Here is a 20,914-nt window from a genome sequence, read left to right as displayed (position 1 = left end):
GGCGCTATGGCGGAGGGCGTCGAAGCGCTGGGCGGGACGCCGATCGATGCGGCCGCGGTGGGGACGATCACGCTCGCTCTGGTGGCCGCGCTGCTGTTCGCGGTGTCGGCGGCGCTGCAGCAAGGCGCCGCGCGCGAGGCAGCGACCGCGGATCCACAGGGACGGTTCCTGGTGATCGCCGGCATCGCCCGGCGATTGCTCACCGATCGGCGCTGGCTGGCCGGGCAGGGCGCGAACGTGGCGGGGTTCGTCGTGCACGCGGTGGCGCTGCGGCTCGGGGCGATCGCGGTGGTGCAGTCCCTGCTGGTGGTGCAACTGCTGTTCGCGCTGCCGTTCGCGGCGGCGCGGCGCAGGCGGCCGCTGCTGCGGCGGGACTGGGCCGGGACGGTTTTCGTGTGCGCCGGACTGATCCTGCTGGTCGGGCAGAGCGCGGCCGGCCACACCGAGTTGCGGCCCGAACTGTTGCCGACGGCCGGTGCCGGAGTTTTCCTGGTGATCGTCACGCTGATCGCGCTCTCTCGCCTGACCAGCGCCACCCAGGTGCGTTCGGCACTGGTCGCCGTCACGGCCGGCTGCTGTTTCGCCACCACGGCCGTGCTGGTGGTCATCGCTACCACCGCACTGCCGGGCCTGAGCTGGGCGCTGGTCGGCATCCCGATCTCCACCGGTCTGGGCGGAGTGCTCACGCAGGAGGCGTACGCTCGCGGCTCGCTGCCCACCGCGCTCACCGCGATGACCATCACCGATCCCGTCCTCAGCTACACCGCGGGCGTCACCCTGTTCGCCGCCGTCCACCCCCGGGCGATGCCGCTGCTGCTCGCGGCCGTCCTGGTGATCACCGGCGTCACTTTGCTCGCGAATTCGCCCACCCTGCACGACGAACGGGTCGACGGCGTGCCGCGCGTGCGGGCGTCGAGCGCCGGGGAGCGTGGGCAGCGGATGACTTCGGACGTGGTCGCGTAGGCAGCGCCGCGGCTGCTGAGGTCAGGATGTTGCGGGCGTGCCCCTGGGGTGAGGCGGTGCGGGGTGCCGCTGCGGGGACGGCGCTGCGGGGACGGCGCTGCGGGGAGGGCGTCCCGGTGAGGGCGCTGCGGAGATGCCGCCCAGGTGATGGCCTTGCGAGATGGCGCCCCGGTGATGGCCTTGCGGCGCTGCTGTTGCGATGGGGGCCGTGCGGGGACGTCCTTGGAGACTGCACGGGGCGGTCGGGTCTGCACCGTCTCGAGGGGATTCGCCCGTTGGAGAGGCGGGACCCGAGACGCGGTGCGGCGGTGGGGTTCAGGCGGCTTCGTAGTCGGCGTAGAGGGCGAGCATGCCTGCGACCGTGGCGGACCAGGGGAAGCGTTCGGCCGCACGGCGGGCGGCGCGGCGGCGTTGCGGGGCGGGGACCGTCAACAGGGCCCGGACGCCTGCCGCGAGGCCGTGCGGGGAGCCGTCGGACACGATGCCGGAACCGGCGGCGTCCACGAGTTCACCGGCTGCGCCTTCGTCGGGGACCACCACGGGAGTGCCGCAGGCCAGCGCCTCCAGCACCGCGAGGCCGAAAGTCTCGGCGGGGGAGGGGAATATCGCGATGTCGGCGTCGGCGACCAGGCTCGCCATCGCGACGCGATCGGTGAGGTGACCGTGGAAGATCACCGGCAGCCCGGCCGCCAGGCGTTGCAGCCGGTGCCGCAGCGGGCCGTCGCCGATCACGGCCAGTTCGCAGCGCAACCCCGAATCGACCAGCACGCGTACCGCTGCGATGGCGCGTTCGGCGCACTTCTCCTTGGACAGCCTGCTCACCAGCACCAGGCGTACCGATGCACCGGGGGTGCAGGATGTTTCGGTCGCGGGACGAAAAGTGGTCAGGTCGACGCCGAGCGGGACGCGTCGCACATTGGTGGCGCCGATGCGAGCGAACTCCGCCGTCGCGAAACTCGAAGTGACCACGACCTTTTCGGCACGCACGCAGAGGCGGCGGTTCGCCAGGTCGGCGGCCGTGGCCAGGGGGAACCCGGGTGGGACACGGGTGCGCAGAATCGCGTCGATGCGTTCATGGGAGAACAGCACGAGCGGCACCCCGGCACCGCGCGCCCACGGCGCCAGCCACCGCACGCTCAACTTGTCACTGCATTCGAGCACGTCAGGGCGCAGCAGATCGAGGATCGGGCGGGTCCGGCGCGCGGTCAGCACGTGGTAGCCGCCCGCGCCGAACTTCGGGCTGCGCACCGTGATTCGCCGCCCCGACGTCGTCGCCTCGTCCCCGTCGGCCGGCCCCGGCACCACGAGCACCCGCTCGTGCCCGGTCGCCAGGTAGCCCCGCCCGATCTCGTCCAAGCAGGTTCGCAACCCGCCCGAGGCCGGCGTGTAGAAGTTCGCGATCTGCACGATGCGCATCAGCAGGCCGCCGCTTCGATCAGCTCGGCGTAGGTGGTGGGGCGCGCGCCCGCGGTGAGGGCGGCGTCGATGGCGCGCAGGGTGGCCGCGCGCAGGCCGGGATGGTGCAGGTCGTCGGGGTGCAGGGCGAGGCGGACGAGCCCGCCGTTGCGCGCGTTGCGCCGGGCGAAGGTTTGCAGCATGGCGGCGCCGAAGCGTTCGGACCAACCGCCGCCGGGCCGGTGCGAGAGAGCGAAGCCACGCTGGCGGCGGCCGGTGCGCAGATCCTTCGCGCCGAAGTGATCGGTGGTGTGGGTGAAGCCCGCCGCGCGCAAAGCCTGTTCGGCGGCGGGCGAGGCCAGCCACCCAGGCGGAGTGAAACCCGTTGTGGACAGCCCGGATTCGGCCATCACGGCGGTGGCGTCGCGCAGCTTGGCCGCCGCCTGGCCTTGATCGAGCGCGGCGAACTCGGCCGCGCCGCGAGCCACCGCGCGCCCGAGCGTCCGACGCGACCACCCGCCCTCGGGTCCGGCGCGATGCGACCACCCGTGCACCATGATCTCGTCCCCCCGTGCCCGGCGTTCCCGCAGGAAGCCCGCATACTCCGGCTGCCGCGCCAGCGACGCACCCCGCCACGGCCCGGGTATCACCAGCAGCGATACCGGGATCCCGAACCCGTCGGCATCCGCGCACCACCGCGCCGTCTCCGCCGCACTCGCGGGTGCGACGTCATGGACGCTCACCACCAACCGCGCACACACGCACCGCAAGCTAACACCGCCCGGTTGCCGCCAGCTGAACAGCAGCGTGCCGCTGCCCGACGAATCGGCACCCCGCCCGATTTCGCACACCGCCGCGGTTGGCCGCACCCGTTTCCGAATGTCGGAACGGGTGCGAAAGCGGCAACTGCCGCGGCCCGGTAAAGGGTCATTCGGTTTTGCTATGGCGCGGGTGAAGTGTCCGGGGTCGCAAGACAATTCGCCTGGTGTCTGAGGCAGGTCGGCGTATGATCGGGCCAGTGCGAGCACCCGGGGGAAGAATGAACGAGCCGGTGACCGCGGACTGGGAACAGTTCGTTCAAGCGCTGGCGCAATGTCTGTCCGAACTTCCCTCCCGGGCCACGTTGATCATCGCCGCACCGGGAAATCGGTACGTGCAGTTCATGCAATACGACATCAAATTGTCGGCGGAGCTCGCCGGTAACCACTATCTGGCGCAACCCATTCCGGATGCGGCCGCCGCGGAATTGCGGGAACTCGGCTGGAACGAGCCGATGCTGCGCCGCGAAGTCGACAATTGGACCAAGACCATGTTCTGGCCTATTTCGCCGGGCAGCTTGGTCGAGTTCGCGCGGTCGGTCGCCATCGGGTTCCGCGATGCGCTCGGCGTGGCGACTCCGGTGGAGTTACGGGCTATGGGGTGGACCGAGGCCTCCGGTGATCTGGATCTCACCGTGCTCGGCTCGATGGCTCGGCGCGGCTGGAATTGACGCGGTCTCGCGGGACTGCCCTCGGCGGCGGTCCGTCCGAGCATCGACAGCGGATAGCGGCTCACCTCGGCGCAGTGGTCGATCCGGCAGCTCGCCGCACCGGGAATCGACGGCCCGGGACAGGCGTGGCGAAATCGGCGCGACGTGGGCACTATCCTGAGTGACATGGCAGCAGGTAAGCCCACCAAGGAAGCGAAGGCCGCGGCGAAAGCGGCCCGCAAGCAGCAGTCGAAAGAGCGCAGGCAGCAGCTCTGGCAGGCGTTCCAGATGCAGCGCAAGGAAGACAAGCTGCTGCTGCCGCTGATGATCGGCGCGCTGCTCGGCATCACCGCGATCTTCCTGGTGATCGGCCTGATCTTCGGGCTGACCTGGCTGCTCGTCCCGTTCGGCGTGGTGCTGGGCGCGCTGGCCGCGTTCATCATCTTCGGCCGTCGGGTGCAGAAGAGCGTGTACGGCAAGGCGGAGGGTCAGGCGGGCGCCGCGGCGTGGGTGCTGGACAACCTGCAGGGCAAGTGGCGGGTGACCAACGGCATCGCCGCGACCACCCAGCTCGACGCGGTGCACCGGGTGATCGGCCTGCCCGGCGTGGTGCTGGTCGCCGAGGGCTCCCCGCAGCGGGTGAAATCGCTGCTGGCGCAGGAGAAGAAGCGCACCGCCCGGCTCATCGGCGACACCCCGATCTACGACGTCGTCATCGGCAACGACGAGGGACAGGTGCCGCTCAAGGAGTTGCAGCGTTACCTGACCAAGCTGCCCCGCAACATCGACACCAAGCGGATGGACCTCATCGAGGGACGCCTGTCCGCCCTCAGCTCCCGCACCGGCCCGGCCATGCCGAAGGGCCCGATGCCCGCCGGCGCCAAGATGCGCGGCGTGCAGCGCACGATCCGCAGGCGCTGAACGCGAACACCGTGGGCCCGCACCCCCTCCAGGGTGCGGGCCCGCGGTGTTTTCAAGATCAAGGGGAACTGGTGGCGGCGGGCTCTCGGGCGATGCCGCCACCAATTCCCCCTCGGCGTTCAGCGCGAGTGGACGAGCGCGGTCCCGGTCGCGCGATCGTGCATGCCGCGCCCGTCGGAGTCGGTGAAGAGGGCGGGCACCACGAAGACCAGCAGGGCCTGCCGGGCGAGTGCGCGGACGATGCCGACGGGGACGGGCGCGTCGATCCGGACGGTGCGCAGGCGCAAGAAGTATTGACCGGGGGTGAACCCGAACATGGTCACCGCCCCCACTCCGATCACGAACCAGACCAGCAGCGTGAGGCTGGACGCCGACCCGCCGCGCATGATGATCGCGGCGATGCCGAGGGCGATGAGCCAGTCGACGAACAGCGCGGCGATCCGGCGGGCCATGCCGGACAGTGATCCGGCGCCGGACTTCGGCAGGCCCAATTCTTTGCCGGGGAACTCGGGGTTTGCCTGGTCGCCGGAACCCTCCGAAGGGCCGGAGAGCCACGATCCCGTCATGCGTGCCATGCCCCTACAATATGCGCGCCCCACCGGCCGACCGGTGTCGCAGTGCTGACGAGCCGTGAATGCATGCTCGGCATAAGCGGAGTTCACGTCGGCGCCGGCCTGCTCGGATGGCAGGATTACCATGCTGGTGGCGCCCGGGTGGGCCGGGTTACCCGGCCAGCGGCACGTGTAACACTGGCGAAACACAGCCTTGACTGCGGGGAAACACCGCGTCCATACCGTCTGGACGCGACGAACCCATGCAATCGACACTGGCTGGGAACCGATCCGTAAGGAGAACAAGTGACGTTCAGCACGGCCGACGAGGTCATCAAATATCTTGCTGATGAAGAAGTCGAATACGTCGACATCCGATTCAGTGATCTTCCCGGTGTGCAGCAGCACTTCTCGATCCCGGCGAAGGCGTTCACGACCGACCTCGCAGAGGAAGGGCTGGCCTTCGACGGCTCGTCCGTCCGCGGTTTCCAGTCGATCGACGAGTCGGACATGCTGCTGCTGCCCGACTTCAGCACCGCGCGCCTCGACCCGTTCCGGGCGGCCAAGACGCTGAACCTGAACTTCTTCGTGCACGACCCGTTCACCCGCGAGGCCTACAGCCGCGACCCGCGCAACATCGCGCGCAAGGCCGAGGAGTACCTGCGCTCCACCGGTATCGCCGACACCGCGTACTTCGGCGCCGAGGCGGAGTTCTACATCTTCGACTCGATCCGTTACGACTCGGCCATGAACGGCGCCTTCTACGAGATCGAGTCGGTCTCGGGCTCCTGGAACACCGGCGCCGAGTTCAACCCGGACGGCACCCTCAACCGTGGTTACAAGGTGCGCAACAAGGGCGGCTACTTCCCCGTCGCGCCGTATGACCACTACGTCGACCTGCGCGACAAGATCTCGACCAACCTGCAGAACGCGGGCTTCGAGCTCGAGCGCGGCCACCATGAGGTCGGCACCGCCGGTCAGGCCGAGATCAACTACAAGTTCAACACCCTGCTCGGCGCGGCCGACGACCTGCAGCTGTTCAAGTACATCGTGAAGAACACCGCGTGGGCCGAGGGCAAGACCGTCACCTTCATGCCGAAGCCGCTCTTCGGTGACAACGGCTCGGGCATGCACGTGCACCAGTCGCTGTGGAAGGACGGCAAGCCGCTGTTCCACGACGAAGCGGGCTACGGCGGTCTCTCCGATCTGGCGCGCCACTACATCGGCGGCATCCTGCACCACGCGCCGTCGCTGCTGGCGTTCACCAACCCGACCGTGAACTCCTACCACCGTCTGGTGCCGGGCTACGAGGCCCCGATCAACCTGGTGTACTCGCAGCGCAACCGCTCCGCGGCCGTGCGCATCCCGGTGACCGGCAACAACCCGAAGGCCAAGCGCATCGAGTTCCGCGCGCCGGACTCCTCGGGCAACCCGTACCTGGCCTTCGCCGCCATGATGATGGCCGGCCTGGACGGCATCAAGAACAAGATCGAGCCGCTGGCCCCCGTCGACAAGGACCTCTACGAGCTCCCGCCGGAGGAGGCCAAGAACATCCCGCAGGCCCCCACCAGCCTCGCCACGGTCATCGACCGCCTCGAGCAGGATCACGACTACCTGACCGAAGGCAACGTCTTCACCGACGACCTGATCGAGACCTGGATCAACATCAAGCGCGACCAGGAAATCGCCCCCGTGAACCTGCGCCCGCACCCCTACGAGTTCGAACTCTACTTCGACGTGTAATTCGTAGGACCCAAGTGGTTTCGAGCCCTCCCGCAACGGCGCGGGAGGGCTCGCCCCATTTCCGGGACGATCACAACCGCGCGATCGACGCCGTAACGGCGTTGCGCCCATCAACCCCGGTGCCGGTGCGCACCAGCGACCCTGGCGACATACAGCTGGGTGGCTGAGCGGTGCTCGGTTGTTGCAGTGGATCTGCGGCAGCATCCGCCCACTTCGGTTTCGATCGTCGAGTGGTGGGGAACAAGGGGATGGGGTCGCGCGGGGATCGGCCTGCGGGGCGGAAGTATGGGGAGAAGGAGGGGATCGTGGAAGCGGTCGTATCGGTCAGCGGTGGGCGGATTCGGGGAGTCGCGCGGGCGGGGGTGTATGCGTTTCTCGGGATTCCTTATGCCGCACCGGCGGTGGGGGCGGCGCGGTTCGAATTGCCGAAGCCCGTGGGGGAGTGGGCGGGGGTGCGGGACGCGACGACGTATGGACCGACCTGCCCGCAGGCGCCGTACCCCGACGGAATCCAGGCTTTGGTCACCATGAACCAGGTGCCGGGCGACGAATACTTGAATGTCAATGTGTGGACGCCGGATCCGAGTGCGGGCGGGCTGCCGGTGCTGGTCTGGATCCACGGCGGCGGATACTCGCGCGGGTCCAATGCGGGCGCGGTCGCCGACGGTAGTGCCTTCGCGCGGGACGGCGTCGTGGTGGTGTCGATGAACTACCGCGTCGGCATGGCCGGGTTCGCGGTGCTGGACGGCGCGCCGCCGAATCGTGGTCTGCACGACCAGATCTTCGCGCTGCGCTGGGTGCAGGAGAATGTCGCGGCCTTCGGGGGCGACCCGGGCACCGTCACGCTCGGCGGCTTGTCCGCGGGAGGTATGAGCGTCGCCGCGCTGCTGGCTACTCCTCTGGCGCAGGGACTTTTCGACGCGCGATCATCCAGAACGGCACCACCGTCGCGGCCGCGCCCATGGACGATGCGCGCAAGCTGTCGGCCGCCGCGGCGGCGAAGCTCGGAATAGAGCCGTCCGCAACGGCTTTCGGCGCACTCGGGGATAGCGAACTGCTGGACGCGCAGGAAGCGGTGGCGCTGGACCAGATGATCGATCCGTCCGCGCAACGCTGGGGTGCGTCGTTCATCACGAACGGGATCGGCATCCTCAACTTCTTCCCGGTGATCGACGGGGACGTGTTGACCGACACGCCATTGAAAGTGCTGGAATCGCAACCGGATCGAGCGCTGCCCCTGCTCTGCGGCTACGCCGCCGAGGAGTTCCGTTTCTTCCTGATGCCCACCGGTGTCGCCGCCGCGGTGACCGCCGAAACGTTGCCGTTCTTCCTCGCCCGCTACGGAATGGCACCGGAACTCGCCGACGTTTTCGCCGCCGACCGGCCGACCGCGACGCCGGCGGACCTGTTGGCCGCGATCTTCACCGATGTCGCGTTCCGGTCCGATATCGTGCGGTTCGCGCAAGTCTGTGCGCACGTGCCGACATTCGTCTACGAATTCGCTTGGCCCTCCGGAGTGGACGGGCTCGGCGCCTGCCACGCACTGGAGACCTCGTTCATTTTCGACACTCTCGCGTCCGGGCACGCGATCACCGGACCCAACCCGCCGCAGCCGCTCGCCGACGAAATGCACCGCGCTTGGGTGGATTTCGTCGCGCACGGAGATCCGGGCTGGCAGCGTTTCGACGCGGACACGCGCCCGGTGCGCGTGTTCGATCATCCCGAATCGAGGCTGGTGTACGACCCGCGCGCCGAGGAGTTGCGCGCGGCCCGGCGCTAGGATCGGGCGAATGCGCGTCGTCCCATGATGTAGGTGGCCACCACGGAGCGTTCGTCGCCGAGCATCATCTGGGCGAACAACCGTTCATGGAAGTCGCGGGCCCGGTCGACGCGGTGCGCGAGGACCGGGGTCGCCGCCCAGTCCAGCACGACGAAGTCGGCGTCCTTTCCGGCGCGGAAGTTGCCGATGCGCTCGTCGCAGTACATCGCTTCGGCACCGCCGAGAGTGGCGAGGTAGAACCCGCGCAGCGCGGTCAAGCTGGTGCGCTGCGCTTCGGGTTTCGCCGACTCGTTGAGCATCACCACCTTGTACGCCTCGTTGAGGGTGCGCAGCATCGAATAACTGGTGCCCGCACCGCAATCGGTGCCGAGACCGACCCGGATGCCCGCCTGCCAGGCGGCGGGCAGGTCGAACAGGCCGCTGCCGAGGAACAGGTTCGAGGTGGGGCAAAAGGCGATGGCGGCACCGGTCTCGGCCAGCCGGGACCGGTCCAGCGCATCGATGTGCACGCAGTGGGCGAACAGCGAGCGGGGGCCGAGCATGCCCACGCGGTCGTAGACGTCGAGGTATGAGCGGGCTCCAGCGAAGCGAGCCAGGACCTGTTCGGTCTCCGGACCGCTCTCCGCGGCGTGGGTTTGCAACGCGACATCCGGGAACTCGCGGAACAGCCGCCCCGCCAACGCCAACTGCTCGTCCGTGGAGGACGGCGCGAAGCGCGGGGTGATCGCGTAGGTCAGACGACCGTTGCCGTGCCAGCGGGTACGGAGCCGCCGCGTCTGGTTCTCAGCCTCGGACAGCGTCCGGTCCCGGAGGAACTCCGGCGCATCCGGTTGCCGGTCCATCAGCACCTTGCCGCACGTCATCCGCAGGTCACGGGCGCGGGCCGCGGCGCAGAACGCGTCGACCGAGGCCGGGTGCACGGTCGGGTGCACGCTCGCGGTGGTGGTGCCGCAGGCCAGCAGGGTGTCGAGGAAGATCTCCGCGATGCGGCGCGCGTGCGCGGGATCGGCGAACTCGCGCTCGGCCGGGAACACGTAGTCCTGTAGCCAATCCGGCAGGCGCGCACCGAAACTCGCGATCATGTCGTACTGGCTGTAGTGGATGTGGGCGTCCACGAAACCGGGCAGGATCAACCTGCCTCGGTGATCGACCACCGTGCCGCGGAGTCCCTCCGGCAGCGCGGACCACTCGCCCGCCCAGGCGACGGTACCGTCGGCGGCGACCGCGAGCGCGCCGTCCTCGAACAGTTCCCACGCGTCGGGTGCGCTGTCGGGCCCGGGGTCGCGCAGGAAATGCAATACGGTGCCGCGGAATACGGCGGGCAGCTCCTCGCATTCGGCCATGCGCTCGACGCTAGCCGCCCGACACTGGAGAAGGCGGGACCGGCACGCGTTTGCGAGAGCGGCGGCCAACCGGGATGATCTCGGGGGAAGGCGGGCGCGGGGAACTCTGTACGGTGCGGTCGCGTGCTGACCTTGCGTCGCGGCGAGCGCCTGCTGATGTGCGCACGCTGAGGGCACGAGGTGTTCTGTGCGCTCGCCCGGCCCACGTCGCCCCGGATGCGGAATCCGGTCGGTTGTCCAGCCTGAATCCCGTTGTCCGGCGCGGTGATCCCGCTGGTCGGCGGGGTGATTCCGGTGAGCGGGGCAACTGCGGCGGGATCAGCGGGAAACCCGGCAGCGGCCGCGTCGCGCGCCCTACTGTCCCGCGCCATGAAGTACTCAATAGTTTCGCTACTCGCCGCAGTGCTGGCGACCTTCGCGCTGACGGCGACGACCGCCTCGCCGTTCGCGGCCGCACAACCGGACGCACAGGCGGAGTCCGCGATCGCCGCAGGCGGGAAGATCGATCTGCAGGGCGCGGTCAATGCCCGCGATATCGGCGGATATCGCACCTATGACGGAGCGAAGGTGAAGTCGGGCAAAGCTGTTCGCGCCGACTCGCTGGAGAAGCTCACCGCCGCCGATGTACAGAAGCTGGCGGGCCTGAACGTGCAGAAGGTGATCGACTTCCGCACCCCGGCCGAGGTGCAGTTCGCCGGCGCGGACAAGCCGATCCCCGGCGCGCAGGCGGTGGCCAGGCCGATAGACGACACCGGACTGTTCCAGAAGCTGCTCTCGGTGATCCAGCTGCGTGATCCGGTGAAGCAGGAGGAGATGCTCGGCAACGGCAAGGCCGAGGAGATCATGAAGGGCGTCTACGCCAGCTTCTTCACCCAGCAGTCGCGGGCCGGGTTCGGGCAGACCATCAAGGATCTCGCCAACACCGACAAGGTGACGCTGTACCACTGCACCGCGGGCAAGGATCGCACGGGCTGGCTGACGTATGTCACCTTGCGTGCGGTCGGCGTGCCGGAACGGACTGCGCGGCAAGACTATCTGCTGTCCAACCAGTATCGCGCCGCGGCGGACGCGGCGCTGCGGCAGCAGGTGAAACAGGCCGGTCTGATGCAGAATCCGGATCTGCTGATCCCGCTGCAAGAGGTGCGCGACGCGTACCTGGACGTCGCCGTCGCCAAGATCGAGCAGGACTACGGGGATTTCGGCAAGTTCCTCACCCAGGGCCTCGGACTGGACGCCGGCACCATCCTGAAGCTGCGCAAGAATCTTGTCAGCTGACCGACCGGAAGTGGTTCGGGCCCATGCACTACGCGGTGAATGGGCCCGAATCCTGTTCTCAGGATTTCTTTTTGCCTTGCTCGCGCAGACTTGCGGCCAGCTGGTTCGGCATCGATTCGTGCCGGGTGTAGGTGCGATTGAAATCGCCGGTGCCGTGCGAAAGAGAACGCAGATCGATGGCATAGCGGCTGAGTTCGAGTTCGGGCACCTCGGCGTGAATTCGGGTGCGGCCGAGGCCATGTGGTTCGGTGCCCAGGACGCGACCGCGCCGGCCGGACAGATCGCTCAACACCGGCCCCACGTAGTCGTCGGAGACCACGACCCATACGTCGGCGATCGGTTCCAGCAGGGCGACGCCCGCCGTGGCCGCGGCTTCGCGCAGGGCCAGCGCACCCGCGGTCTGAAAGGCGGCATCGGAGGAGTCGACCGAGTGCGCTTTGCCGTCGAACAGCGTGACCCGGACGTCGACCAGTGGATATCCGGCGGCGACACCGCGGGTGGCCTGGGCGCGCACACCCTTCTCGACCGACGGGATGAATTGGCGCGGTACGACTCCGCCGACCACCCGGTCCACGAACTCGATGCCCGACCCGCCGGGCAATGGCTCGACCTCTATCTCGCATACCGCGTACTGCCCGTGCCCGCCGGACTGCTTCACATGCCTGCCGCGCCCGCAAGCCTTGCCCGCGAACGTCTCTCGCAGCGCCACCTGATGCTCGACGACGTCTACCTGCACGCCGAATCTGGTGCGCAGTCGTTCCAGCGCGACATCGCGATGCGCCTCGCCCAGACACCAGAGCACCAGCTGATGGGTCTGGATGTTGTGCTCGAGCCGCACCGCGGGATCTTCGGCCGCCAGCCGGGCCAGGCTCTGCGAGAGCTTGTCCTCGTCGGCTTTGCTGTGTGCGGTGATGGCGATGGGCAGCAACGGATCCGGCATCTGCCACGGCTCGATGAGCAGCGGTTTGTCCACGCCGGACAGGGTGTCGCCGGTTTCGGCGTGACCGAGTTTGGTGACGTAGGCGATATCGCCGGCGATGGCCTGGCCGAGCGGGCGCTGGCTCTTGCCGAACGGCGCGGACACCGCGCCGACCCGCTCGTCGACATCGTGGCTCTCGTGCCCGCGTGCCTCCAGTCCGTGCCCGCAGACGTGCACGGTGTCGTCGGCGCGCAGCGTGCCGGAGAAGACGCGAACCAGTGACACCCGGCCGACATACGGGTCGGAGGCGGTGCGGATCACCTCGGCCGCGAGCACGCCGTCCGGGTCGCAGTCGAGCCGGCGGCGGGTGTTGCCGTCCGCGGCGGTGACGGCGGAGACGATGTGCTCGGCCGGCGTCGGGAAGCCGCCGGTGATCAGGTCCAGCAGCTCGACCGTGCCCAGCCCTTGTTTCGCGCCTTCCGGAGCGGGCGCGCCGAACAGCACCGGATGGAAGCTGCCCCGGGCCACCGCGCGTTCCAGGTCGGTGACGAGGGTGGTGAGCTCGATGGGCTCGCCGCCGAGATAGCGGTCCATCAGGGACTCGTCTTCGCTCTCGGCGATGATGCCCTCGATGAGCCGGTTGCGGGCCTCGTCCAGCAGCGGTTGCTGTTCGGGCGTGGGCGTGGCCTGGACGCACTCACCGGAGGAGTAGTCGACCACGCAGTTGGGCAGCAGCTCGATGAGTCCGGTGACCGGTCGATGACCATCCGCGCTCTTCGGTCCGTACACCGGAAGATGCAGCGGCAGAATGTTTTCCGACGCGCCGCCGCCGAGTACCGCGCGACAGGTCTCGGTCATCTCGTCGTAGTCGGCCCGCGCGGTGTCCAGGTGCGTGATCACGATCGCGCGCGGCATACCGACCGCCGCGCACTCCTCCCACAGCGCGCGCGTGGCACCGCTGACACCTTCGGCGCCCTCGGCCGCCGAGATCACGAACAGTGCGGCGTCCGCGGCCCGCAGACCCGCCCGCAGTTCGCCGACGAAGTCCGCGTAGCCGGGGGTATCCAGCAGGTTGATTTTCATCCCGGCCCAGGCCAGCGGCACCACGGACAATTGCACAGACCTGTGCTGCCGATGCTCGATCTCGTCGTAATCGGACAGCGATGTTCCGTCCTCGACCCGGCCCGCCCGGTTCACGGTCCCCGTGGTCAGCGCCAACGCCTCCACCAGGGTGGTCTTGCCCGATCCACTGTGCCCGACCAGGACCACATTCCGTATCTGTTCCGGCCGCTCGGCCGAAAGTACTCTGCCGTTGCCTCCAGCAGATCCGCTCGTCTTGTCCACTGTGCGTCTCGCTTCCTCGCGCCCCGACACCTGCGGTACTTCGAGCTTCCCACCGGCGGTCCCGCTCCGTGTCGGGATCGCCAGATCCGATACCCCGAATACCGGGTTCCGACCTGGGCATACCGTGCGGTTTCGGTGCGAGGTGCAGCTCCGCCGCTCAGCGCGCGTCGCGCAGCGCGACAACGGCCTCCACTTCGACGAGGAACTCGGGCCGGAACAACCCGGCCACCTGGACGAGGGAGCTCGCGGGATTAGGACGGTCGCCGAGTGCAGGTCGCAGGAACTCGTCGCGGACGTCGCGGACCACCTGCAATCGACTGACATCGGTCACGAACCAGGTGAATTTGACCAGGTCGGTCCAGTCGGCGCCGAGCGCGCGCAGCACGTTCTCCAGATTGGTCAGCGCCTGCCTGGTCTGCGCGGCCAGATCGCCCGGGCCGACCACGTTGCCCGCGGCGTCCACCGCGATCTGACCGGACACGAAGGCGAGTCCGGCCGAGGTGGTCACCGCGTGGGCGTAGCCGAAACCCGGTGCGACGCCTGGGATATCGGCGAACCTCTCGTTGATCATGGCGCCAGCGTAACCGGCGCTGGCACGGGTGCGAATCATGCGATTCCGCTGTTACCCGCCGTTCGGCGGACCATTGCGGCCGGATACCGATCGGCCGCTCGTATCGGCTGAAACCTGGTGCCCGATATGGGACAGTGCGCGGATGGATGTCACACCCGACGTTTCCCGCGCGACACTGCGCAAGGTCGTAATCCGACTGGTGCCGTTCCTCGGGCTGCTCTACTTCGTCAACTATCTGGATCGGGTCAATATCGGCTTCGCCGGACCCAGCGGAATGAAAGCCGATCTCGGACTCACCGAGACGGCATTCGGCCTCGCCTCCGGAATATTCTTCATCGGCTACCTGGTGCTCGAGGTACCGAGCAACGTGGCGCTGCACCGCTTCGGCGCGCGCCGCTGGATCGCCCGGATCCTGGCCAGCTGGGGGCTGGTCGCGACCGCGATGGCGTTCGTGCCGAACGAAACCGTCCTGTACATCCTGCGTTTCGTGCTCGGCGTCGCGGAAGCAGGCTTCTTCCCCGGCATCCTGCTCTACCTCACCTACTGGTTCCCGCAGAATCAGCGAGCGAAGATCGTCGCCCTGTTCATGGTGGCCGTGCCCGTGTCCACTGCGCTCGGCTCCACGCTGTCCAGCCTCATCATCCAGTACGGGCACGGGGTGTTCGGGCTGAGTGGCTGGCGGTTCATGTTCCTCGTGGAAGGACTGCCCGCGATCTTCCTCGCGGTGGTGACCTGGTTCTATCTCACCGACAGCCCCGCCCAGGCCCGCTGGTTGACCCGCGACGAACGGCAATGGCTCAGTAGCGAACTCGCCGCGGAACAGGCCGCCGTGGAGAAACAGGAACAGTGGACGTTGCGCAAGGCGCTCACCGATTCCCGAGTGCTCGGGCTCGCGCTCGTCTACGGCGGCATCGTCTACGGCTTGTACGCGCTCGGCTTCTTCCTGCCGACCATCATCAACGGCTTCCAAGAGCAATACGGCACGCACTACTCGGTGGTGCAGCGCGGCCTGATCAACGCGGTGCCGTACGTCATCGGCGCGGTGGTGATGGTGCTCTGGAGCAGGCACGGCGACCGGACCGGCGAGCGGGCCTGGCACGTCGCGCTGCCCGCGCTGGTCGGCGGGCTCGCCATTCCGGTCGCGCTGTACCTCGGCAACCCGTTCGCGGCCATGGCCGCGGTGACCGTGTGCGCCGTCGGCGTCCTCGCCGCCCTGCCGACTTTCTGGGCGTTGCCGAGCACCTTCCTCTCCGGTGCGGCCGCCGCCGCGGGCATCGCGCTGATCAACTCCATCGGCAACATCAGTGGTTTCGCCGCGCCCTACATCACCGGCTGGCTGAAGGATTGGACCGGCACCCAGCGTGCGGGACTCTGGGTGGTCGGCGCCTGCATGATCGCGTCCGCGGTCGGCGTGCTGTACCTGTGGAAGCGGATACTCGCACGCACCCGATCGGCGGTGGAATCGAAACAGGCGTTGCCCGAATAGGTTTCCGGTGTCAGTAGCCGCTCATGTGGTAGTCGTTGCGGGAAACCCAGAAGTTGTGATCGTGATTGGCGCACTGGAATCCCGCGGTGCCGTCCCGATCGGCGTAGGCGACACACAGGAAATTCCCGTGCGTCACGCGCTCACCCGGCCGGACGACCCGCTCATTGCCGGGATATCCGAAACTGGCACAGGAATACTGGGCGGACGCCCGACCGGACAGGCCGATGGTGAACACCGGAATCGAGGAATCCCCACAGGGTTTCGGGCCGGGCAGGGTGATGTTCGCCGCCGTCGGCGCGACCGCGCACTTCACCTCGGTGTCGCCCATCAGGCAGATGACGCTGCGGTCGGCGGTGTTGAAGCCGATGGTGTCGGCCGCCGCAATGCCTGCGGTCCCGGCGACAGTCAAAGTGGCTGCACCGAAAGCGATTACGCTCCGCGCCAGTCGAACTCGCATGAAAACTCCTCCGGTCGTTGCACATCGATCCCGCGGGTGAAGACGTGCGGTCCACGGGTTCGGCCGTGGACGCGTCGGTCGAGGATGCCTGGGGTTCCAGCTCAGCTGGAAGAGTTCGGTCGGCTGGGCGGACCAAGTCTCGTCCGGAGTTCCACCTCGAGGTGGAAGCCTTTGTCGTGCGAGCTGAGCTTCAGCGCTGGGGTGTGACCGGCCGCAGATAACAGTCGATCGGCCCCTCGTCCGCACTCGCGGCGGTGTGGTGGCTGTAGACGAACCCGGCGCGTAGGGCGACCGCCGCGGACGCGTGGTTCTCCGGGTCGACCCGGATCACAGCGTAAGTGGCGAGGTCGGCGGTCTGTAGGTACCGGCACACCAGCTCGACCGCGCGGGTGGCAATGCCGCGCTTGCGCCACTGCGGATAGATCCCGTAGGCCAGATTTGCTTGGCGCAGAGCGAGATACGGCTCCCTGGTGTGCACGTCCACCGTACCGGCGAGTGCTCCGCTCGCGACATCCAGCACGGCGAAGGTTCGGTTCGCGCCGTGCTCCTCCCACTGCTTGACGCACCGGCCGATATGGCGCGCTACGGTTTCCAAAGTCCCGCGGCCGCCGTTCAGCCACCGTGCCAGCTCGTCGTCCTCGCCGGCCAGATGCGCCTCGGCATCGGCCATCGTGATCGGGCGAAGTGCGACAACACCATCGGAGATCAGCACTCGGTCATCTTGCGCATCCCACCCGCGGTGCGGCAAGTGCTTTGCCGCGCGCCACGGATCGTCACCGGTTCGCAACAGGCTGCGGGCCGGGTGCGGTTGTCCGGCGGCAAACCTCGGGGAGGGCCGGCGGTCAGTGGTCGGTGCAGCAGGTGGTTTCGGTGGGGCGGGACGGGGTGGGGCAGCAGGTTTGGCCGCGCCAGGCGTTGCGGCCTTCGCGGATGGCGATGGCGGCGATGGCGAGGGCGGCGAGGGGGTCGGCCCAGGACCAGCCGACGAGGGCGTTGCAAAGGAGGCCGATGAGGAGGACGGCCGACAGGTAGGTGCAGAGCAGGGTTTGTTTGGAATCGGCTACGGCGGAGGCGGATCCGAGTTCGCGGCCGGCGCGCCGCTGCAGCCAGGACAGCACCGGCATGACCAGCAGACTGGCCGCGGCCAACCCGATGCCGATCGGGGAGTGTTGTGCTTCGCCGACACCGAGCAGTGCGCGGATCGCATCGACGGTGACGTAGGCGGCCAGCGCGAAGAAGGAGAACGCGATGATGCGCAGCGCCACCTTCTCCCGCGCTTGCGGATCCCGTCCCGCGAACTGCCACGCGACCGCCGCCGCCGAAGACACCTCGATCACCGAATCCAACCCGAACCCGATCAAAGCCGTCGACGAAACCCGAGCCCCCTCACCCAGCGCGACGATCGCTTCGATCACGTTGTAGGTGATCGTCGCGGCGACGAACCATCGGATGCGTCGGGAGAGTAGGGCGCGTCTGGCGGGTGCTGGTCGCGCGGTGGGCATACCCAGCGGTGCGGACATCAGCAGCATCCTTCGTCGCCCGCGGCGGGGCAGCAGGCCGGGTCGACGGCCAGGACGAGGCCGAGGAGGTCGCCGAGGGCGTGGCCGATGCGCGCGTCAGCGAGTTCGTAGCGGCTGCGGCGGCCCTCCGGAATCGCGACCACCAGGCCGCAACCTCTAAGGCAGGCAAGGTGATTGGACAGTGTCTGTCGTGATACGCCGATCTGCGCGGCGAGCTCGGACGGATAGCTCGCACCGGCTCGCAAACTCAACAGAATTCGAGTCCGCGTCGGATCGGACAACGCGTGCCCGAACCGGGCCAGCGCGTCGCTGTGCTGCAAAGTCTCCACGTTATGGATAGTACAGATTCTGATGTATTCACAAAACTCTGAACTGTTGGCGGATGTGATCTGGTTGATAGGGAACCCATCGAGCACATCGACCACGGCTGCGAGGTTGCCGGCCGTGCGGCTCGAAACGTACGCGGGGCGAGGGCGCCGTAGAACTACCGGGGCACGAGCGGCAGCAAACCGGCGGCATGCGTAAGTGGACGTCGCTGTTGCCACGAACGCGCCCACGACCGGTTTGCCGCCTTCGCGGTCGGATTCAGCTGGCCACTCACAGAGCTTTTGCACCCTTCACAGCGGTTGTACGCCCTGTGAGGCGTGCGAAACCTCTGTGGGGTGGCGGGTCGGGTAGTGGAGTACTCGTGAGATCCGGTGCGAGCGGGGCAAAATCGGAGCTCCGAAGAGTGGGGAAGCAGCGAGGGGGTAGGGGTGGTCGAATCGGATCGGGCGTTGCAGACGACCGCGGCGCCGCAGGAACGCCGATCGAACGGACAGGTGCAGGAAGACCGACCGGATGTGTGTACGCCAGGTCGTCCGTCGGGGCGCGCTTCGGAGTGCGGGGCGAATGGGCGGGACCGGTCGGAGGGGCGCCGGTCGTATGCGCAGGACTGTGGCGCGGATAGGCCGGTGAAGCGTCGGTCGGATGGGCCGGTGGATGAGTCCGGCGCGGATAAGCAGACGTTCGGGTGTCGGCGAACTGGCCGGGCACAGGGTGTGCCAGGTGTGCTGCGGTCCCAGTCGCGGGTGGGGTGTGGGGCGGAAGCAGATCCCGAATCCTTGTTGTCCGCCGGAGAGTTTGCGCGGGAGTGCGGTGTGGATGGGCGGGTGGGGTGTGGGGCGGAAGCGGATCCGGAATCCTTGTTGTCCGTTAAGGAGTTTGCGCAGGAGTGCGGTGCGGATGGACGGGAGGAGCGTCGGCCGGGCGGGCAGTCGGATGAGTCCGGCGCGGACGAGCGGGTGAGCGGCGCGGGTAGGCAGATGTTGGGGCGCAGTTCAACTGGGCGGGCGCAGAGTGGGGTCGGGGCGATGCGGTCCCAGTGGCGGGTGGGGTGTGGAGCGGAAGCGGATCCCGTGTCACTGTTGCCCGCCAAGGAGTTTGTGCAGAAGCGCGGTGCGAGTGGGCGGGTGCATGGGCACCTCTCGGTGGGGCGGGCGCAGGGTGGAGCGGGGGCGATGCGGTCCCGCTCTCGGTCGCGGGCGGGGTGTGGGGCGGAGCCGGACCCTGAGGCGGTGTTGTCCGCCAAGGAGTTTGCGCACTGGGCGGTTCGATTGGTCTTGGAAGTCCTGGACCATCGGCGCCTGGTCACGCATATGACGCCGGTGGCCGACGCACGCATCGTCGCCGCACTGCGCACGATGGTGAACACCGATGTGGTTCCGGGCAGCGGTCTGGGTGTCGCGGTGCCGCGCCGGGTGACCGTGCACATGGTCGACGCGAATACCGCTGAGGTCTGCGCGGGATACGACCGAGGCTCGAGGCATTTCGCCCTGGCCGCCCGCATCGTTCGAACCCGCGGCCAGTGGCGCCTGACTGCCCTGCGCGTGCGCTGATTCGCGCCGGTTCTGCGGCTTCGTGCCCGGTCTGGCGTGCTGAGAGGTTTGCAGAGTGCAGGAAGGTGCGGCTTCAGAAACTGAGGTGATGTCTCGCGACCCTGGTAGGTGCGTAGGTGCGTCTGCCGGTTGTGCTCGCACCACCGCAACGCTCGCGAAGTCCCGGCAGTTGCACAGTGATGGAGGTCGCGGTGCGCCCATGCGTGGGGCAGAGGGCGACGCCGCGCATAGCGACGGGCCCGCACCTGTCGGACAGGTGCGGGCCCGTCGCTATGAAATCAGCTGCCGAAGCGCGCCAGGACGGACGACGCTTCCTGCGACGCGGAACCTTCCTGGGCGAGATGCGCCATGGTGGGGGCGATCTCGCGGCCGTGGTGTGCCATTGCCTGCGCGTAGAGCCGGCCCGCGCGGTAGGAGGAGCGGACGAGCGGTCCGGCCATCACGCCCGCGAAACCGATCTCCTCGGCCATCTTGGAATGGTCGACGAATTCTTGCGGCTTGACCCAGCGGTCGACGGGGTGGTGCCGCGGCGAGGGGCGCAGGTACTGGGTGATGGTGAGGATGTCGCAGCCTGCCTCGTGCAGGTCGCGCATGGCCTGGGTGACCTCGTCCGGGGTCTCGCCCATACCGAGGATCAGGTTGGACTTGGTGACCAGACCGGCCTCGCGCGCGGCGGTGAGCACCGAGAGCGACCGCTCGTAGCGGAAGGCGGGACGGATGCGCTTGAAGATGCGCGGCACCGTTTCCAGGTTGTGCGCGAGCACCTCGGGGCGCGAGGCGAACACCTCGTCCAACTGCTCGGGCACGGCGTTGAAGTCGGGAATGAGCAGTTCGACACCGGTGTTCGGGTTCAACGCCTTGATGGCCCGCACGGTTTCGGCGTAGAGCCAGGCGCCACCGTCGGCGAGGTCGTCGCGCGCGACACCGGTGATGGTCGAGTAGCGCAGGCCCATCGCCTGCACGCTCTCGGCGACCCGGCGCGGCTCGTCGCGATCGAGTGCGGCGGGTTTGCCGGTGTCGATCTGGCAGAAGTCACAGCGCCGGGTGCACTGCTCGCCGCCGATCAGGAAGGTGGCCTCGCGGTCTTCCCAGCATTCGAAGATGTTGGGACAGCCCGCTTCCTCACAGACCGTGTGCAGGCCTTCGCGTTTGACCAGACCCTTGAGCTCGGAATACTCCGGGCCCATCTTCGCCTTGGTCCGAATCCACTGAGGCTTGCGCTCGATCGGGGTCTCCGCGTTGCGCGCCTCGATGCGTAGCAGTTTGCGTCCTGCCGGTGCTGAAGCTGAGGTCACTTGATC

The 20,914-nt window shown here is 68.2% G+C and carries 18 protein-coding genes and 1 pseudogene; 8 read left to right on the top strand and 11 right to left on the bottom strand.

The features are described 5' to 3' along the window. Nucleotides 1–6 precede the first annotated feature (6 nt). On the top strand, nt 7–963 hold the full coding sequence (locus NBRGI_RS07245) for a DMT family transporter (RefSeq protein ID WP_235210872.1): 957 nt from the start codon (nt 7–9) through the stop codon (nt 961–963). 315 nt (nt 964–1,278) lie between these two features. Here the strand turns inward: NBRGI_RS07245 and NBRGI_RS07240 are convergent, their stop codons facing one another. Further along, nucleotides 1,279–2,379, bottom strand: coding sequence for a glycosyltransferase (locus NBRGI_RS07240; protein ID WP_029893790.1), 1,101 nt, complete (start codon nt 2,377–2,379; stop codon nt 1,279–1,281). Beyond that, nucleotides 2,379–3,119, bottom strand: a complete 741-nt coding sequence (locus tag NBRGI_RS43510; protein ID WP_036557800.1) for a DUF2334 domain-containing protein — start codon at nt 3,117–3,119, stop codon at nt 2,379–2,381. Before NBRGI_RS43510 ends, NBRGI_RS07240 begins: the two co-directional genes overlap by 1 nt. Before the next feature lie 278 nt (nt 3,120–3,397). Between NBRGI_RS43510 and NBRGI_RS07230 the strand changes: the two genes are divergently transcribed. Continuing rightward, nucleotides 3,398–3,847 carry a TY-Chap domain-containing protein gene (locus NBRGI_RS07230; protein ID WP_029893786.1) on the top strand — a complete coding sequence of 150 codons (450 nt, stop codon included), beginning with the start codon at nt 3,398–3,400 and terminating at the stop codon, nt 3,845–3,847. Between the two features lie 165 nt (nt 3,848–4,012). Further along, entirely contained in the window at nt 4,013–4,747 is a 735-nt protein-coding gene (locus NBRGI_RS07225; RefSeq protein WP_029893784.1) for a DUF4191 domain-containing protein, read from the top strand. Nucleotides 4,748–4,866: 119 nt separating this feature from the next. Here the strand turns inward: NBRGI_RS07225 and NBRGI_RS07220 are convergent, their stop codons facing one another. Next, nucleotides 4,867–5,322, bottom strand: coding sequence for an RDD family protein (locus NBRGI_RS07220; RefSeq protein ID WP_029893782.1), 456 nt, complete (start codon nt 5,320–5,322; stop codon nt 4,867–4,869). Nucleotides 5,323–5,604: 282 nt separating this feature from the next. Here NBRGI_RS07220 and glnA point away from each other — a divergent pair, with 282 nt between their 5' ends. Both glnA and NBRGI_RS43505 read left to right on the top strand, forming a co-directional pair. After that, nucleotides 5,605–7,041, top strand: a complete 1,437-nt coding sequence (gene glnA / locus NBRGI_RS07215; protein WP_029893780.1) for a type I glutamate--ammonia ligase — start codon at nt 5,605–5,607, stop codon at nt 7,039–7,041. A gap of 248 nt (nt 7,042–7,289) precedes the next feature. Continuing rightward, a pseudogene (locus tag NBRGI_RS43505) lies at nt 7,290–8,821 on the top strand (carboxylesterase/lipase family protein). On the opposite strand, the gene guaD reads toward NBRGI_RS43505, so the two are convergent. Then, entirely contained in the window at nt 8,818–10,164 is a 1,347-nt protein-coding gene (gene guaD / locus NBRGI_RS07205; RefSeq protein WP_029893777.1) for a guanine deaminase, read from the bottom strand. The pseudogene NBRGI_RS43505 and the gene guaD overlap by 4 nt on opposite strands. A 369-nt stretch (nt 10,165–10,533) precedes the next feature. On the opposite strand from guaD, the gene NBRGI_RS07200 reads away from it, so the two are divergent. Next, complete coding sequence (locus tag NBRGI_RS07200) at nt 10,534–11,439, top strand: tyrosine-protein phosphatase (RefSeq protein ID WP_029893776.1); 906 nt, start codon at nt 10,534–10,536, stop codon at nt 11,437–11,439. Nucleotides 11,440–11,497: 58 nt separating this feature from the next. Here NBRGI_RS07200 and NBRGI_RS07195 read toward each other — a convergent pair whose 3' ends face one another. Together NBRGI_RS07195 and NBRGI_RS07190 are read right to left on the bottom strand one after the other, a co-directional pair. Continuing rightward, on the bottom strand, nt 11,498–13,702 hold the full coding sequence (locus tag NBRGI_RS07195; RefSeq protein WP_029893774.1) for an elongation factor G-like protein EF-G2: 2,205 nt from the start codon (nt 13,700–13,702) through the stop codon (nt 11,498–11,500). Between the two features lie 157 nt (nt 13,703–13,859). Continuing rightward, entirely contained in the window at nt 13,860–14,273 is a 414-nt protein-coding gene (locus tag NBRGI_RS07190; protein ID WP_029893773.1) for a RidA family protein, read from the bottom strand. 142 nt (nt 14,274–14,415) lie between these two features. On the opposite strand from NBRGI_RS07190, the gene NBRGI_RS07185 reads away from it, so the two are divergent. Next, nucleotides 14,416–15,759: an MFS transporter gene (locus NBRGI_RS07185; RefSeq protein ID WP_029893771.1), complete on the top strand. Its 1,344-nt coding sequence runs from the start codon at nt 14,416–14,418 to the stop codon at nt 15,757–15,759. A gap of 10 nt (nt 15,760–15,769) precedes the next feature. On the opposite strand, the gene NBRGI_RS07180 is transcribed toward NBRGI_RS07185, so the two are convergent. From NBRGI_RS07180 to NBRGI_RS07165, 4 genes are all read right to left on the bottom strand, one after another. Then, nucleotides 15,770–16,216 (bottom strand): hypothetical protein, encoded by a 447-nt coding sequence (locus NBRGI_RS07180; protein ID WP_148310718.1) that lies wholly within the window; start codon nt 16,214–16,216, stop codon nt 15,770–15,772. A 190-nt stretch (nt 16,217–16,406) separates the two neighbouring features. Continuing rightward, nucleotides 16,407–16,928, bottom strand: coding sequence for a GNAT family N-acetyltransferase (locus NBRGI_RS07175; protein ID WP_029893769.1), 522 nt, complete (start codon nt 16,926–16,928; stop codon nt 16,407–16,409). A 130-nt stretch (nt 16,929–17,058) separates the two neighbouring features. Beyond that, on the bottom strand, nt 17,059–17,736 hold the full coding sequence (locus tag NBRGI_RS07170) for a cation transporter (RefSeq protein ID WP_036557797.1): 678 nt from the start codon (nt 17,734–17,736) through the stop codon (nt 17,059–17,061). Further along, on the bottom strand, nt 17,736–18,065 hold the full coding sequence (locus NBRGI_RS07165) for an ArsR/SmtB family transcription factor (RefSeq protein WP_029893765.1): 330 nt from the start codon (nt 18,063–18,065) through the stop codon (nt 17,736–17,738). Before NBRGI_RS07165 ends, NBRGI_RS07170 begins: the two co-directional genes overlap by 1 nt. Nucleotides 18,066–19,292: 1,227 nt before the next feature. Here NBRGI_RS07165 and NBRGI_RS07160 point away from each other — a divergent pair. Continuing rightward, nucleotides 19,293–19,613 carry an Rv3235 family protein gene (locus NBRGI_RS07160; RefSeq protein ID WP_148310717.1) on the top strand — a complete coding sequence of 107 codons (321 nt, stop codon included), beginning with the start codon at nt 19,293–19,295 and terminating at the stop codon, nt 19,611–19,613. A gap of 278 nt (nt 19,614–19,891) precedes the next feature. Here the strand turns inward: NBRGI_RS07160 and lipA are convergent, their stop codons facing one another. Then, on the bottom strand, nt 19,892–20,908 hold the full coding sequence (lipA, locus tag NBRGI_RS07155) for a lipoyl synthase (RefSeq protein WP_029893761.1): 1,017 nt from the start codon (nt 20,906–20,908) through the stop codon (nt 19,892–19,894). Nucleotides 20,909–20,914 lie beyond the last annotated feature (6 nt).

Source organism: Nocardia brasiliensis IFM 10847, assembly GCF_000710915.1.
Classification (GTDB): domain Bacteria; phylum Actinomycetota; class Actinomycetes; order Mycobacteriales; family Mycobacteriaceae; genus Nocardia; species Nocardia brasiliensis_A.
Note: the sequence above shows the minus strand (reverse complement) of the source record. Positions and strands in the feature narration are given on the sequence as shown.

Excerpts from the sequence above, each read along its gene's own strand:
- NBRGI_RS07170 (WP_036557797.1), bottom strand. The coding sequence starts at position 17,736 with ATGTCCGCACCGCTGGGTATGCCCACCGCGCGACCAGCACCCGCCAGA.
- NBRGI_RS07230 (WP_029893786.1), top strand. The coding sequence starts at position 3,398 with ATGAACGAGCCGGTGACCGCGGACTGGGAACAGTTCGTTCAAGCGCTG.
- NBRGI_RS07245 (WP_235210872.1), top strand. The coding sequence starts at position 7 with ATGGCGGAGGGCGTCGAAGCGCTGGGCGGGACGCCGATCGATGCGGCC.
- NBRGI_RS07220 (WP_029893782.1), bottom strand. The coding sequence starts at position 5,322 with ATGGCACGCATGACGGGATCGTGGCTCTCCGGCCCTTCGGAGGGTTCC.
- NBRGI_RS07190 (WP_029893773.1), bottom strand. The coding sequence starts at position 14,273 with ATGATCAACGAGAGGTTCGCCGATATCCCAGGCGTCGCACCGGGTTTC.
- NBRGI_RS07200 (WP_029893776.1), top strand. The coding sequence starts at position 10,534 with ATGAAGTACTCAATAGTTTCGCTACTCGCCGCAGTGCTGGCGACCTTC.
- NBRGI_RS07225 (WP_029893784.1), top strand. The coding sequence starts at position 4,013 with ATGGCAGCAGGTAAGCCCACCAAGGAAGCGAAGGCCGCGGCGAAAGCG.
- NBRGI_RS07185 (WP_029893771.1), top strand. The coding sequence starts at position 14,416 with ATGGATGTCACACCCGACGTTTCCCGCGCGACACTGCGCAAGGTCGTA.
- NBRGI_RS07240 (WP_029893790.1), bottom strand. The coding sequence starts at position 2,379 with ATGCGCATCGTGCAGATCGCGAACTTCTACACGCCGGCCTCGGGCGGG.
- NBRGI_RS07180 (WP_148310718.1), bottom strand. The coding sequence starts at position 16,216 with ATGCGAGTTCGACTGGCGCGGAGCGTAATCGCTTTCGGTGCAGCCACT.
- guaD (WP_029893777.1), bottom strand. The coding sequence starts at position 10,164 with ATGGCCGAATGCGAGGAGCTGCCCGCCGTATTCCGCGGCACCGTATTG.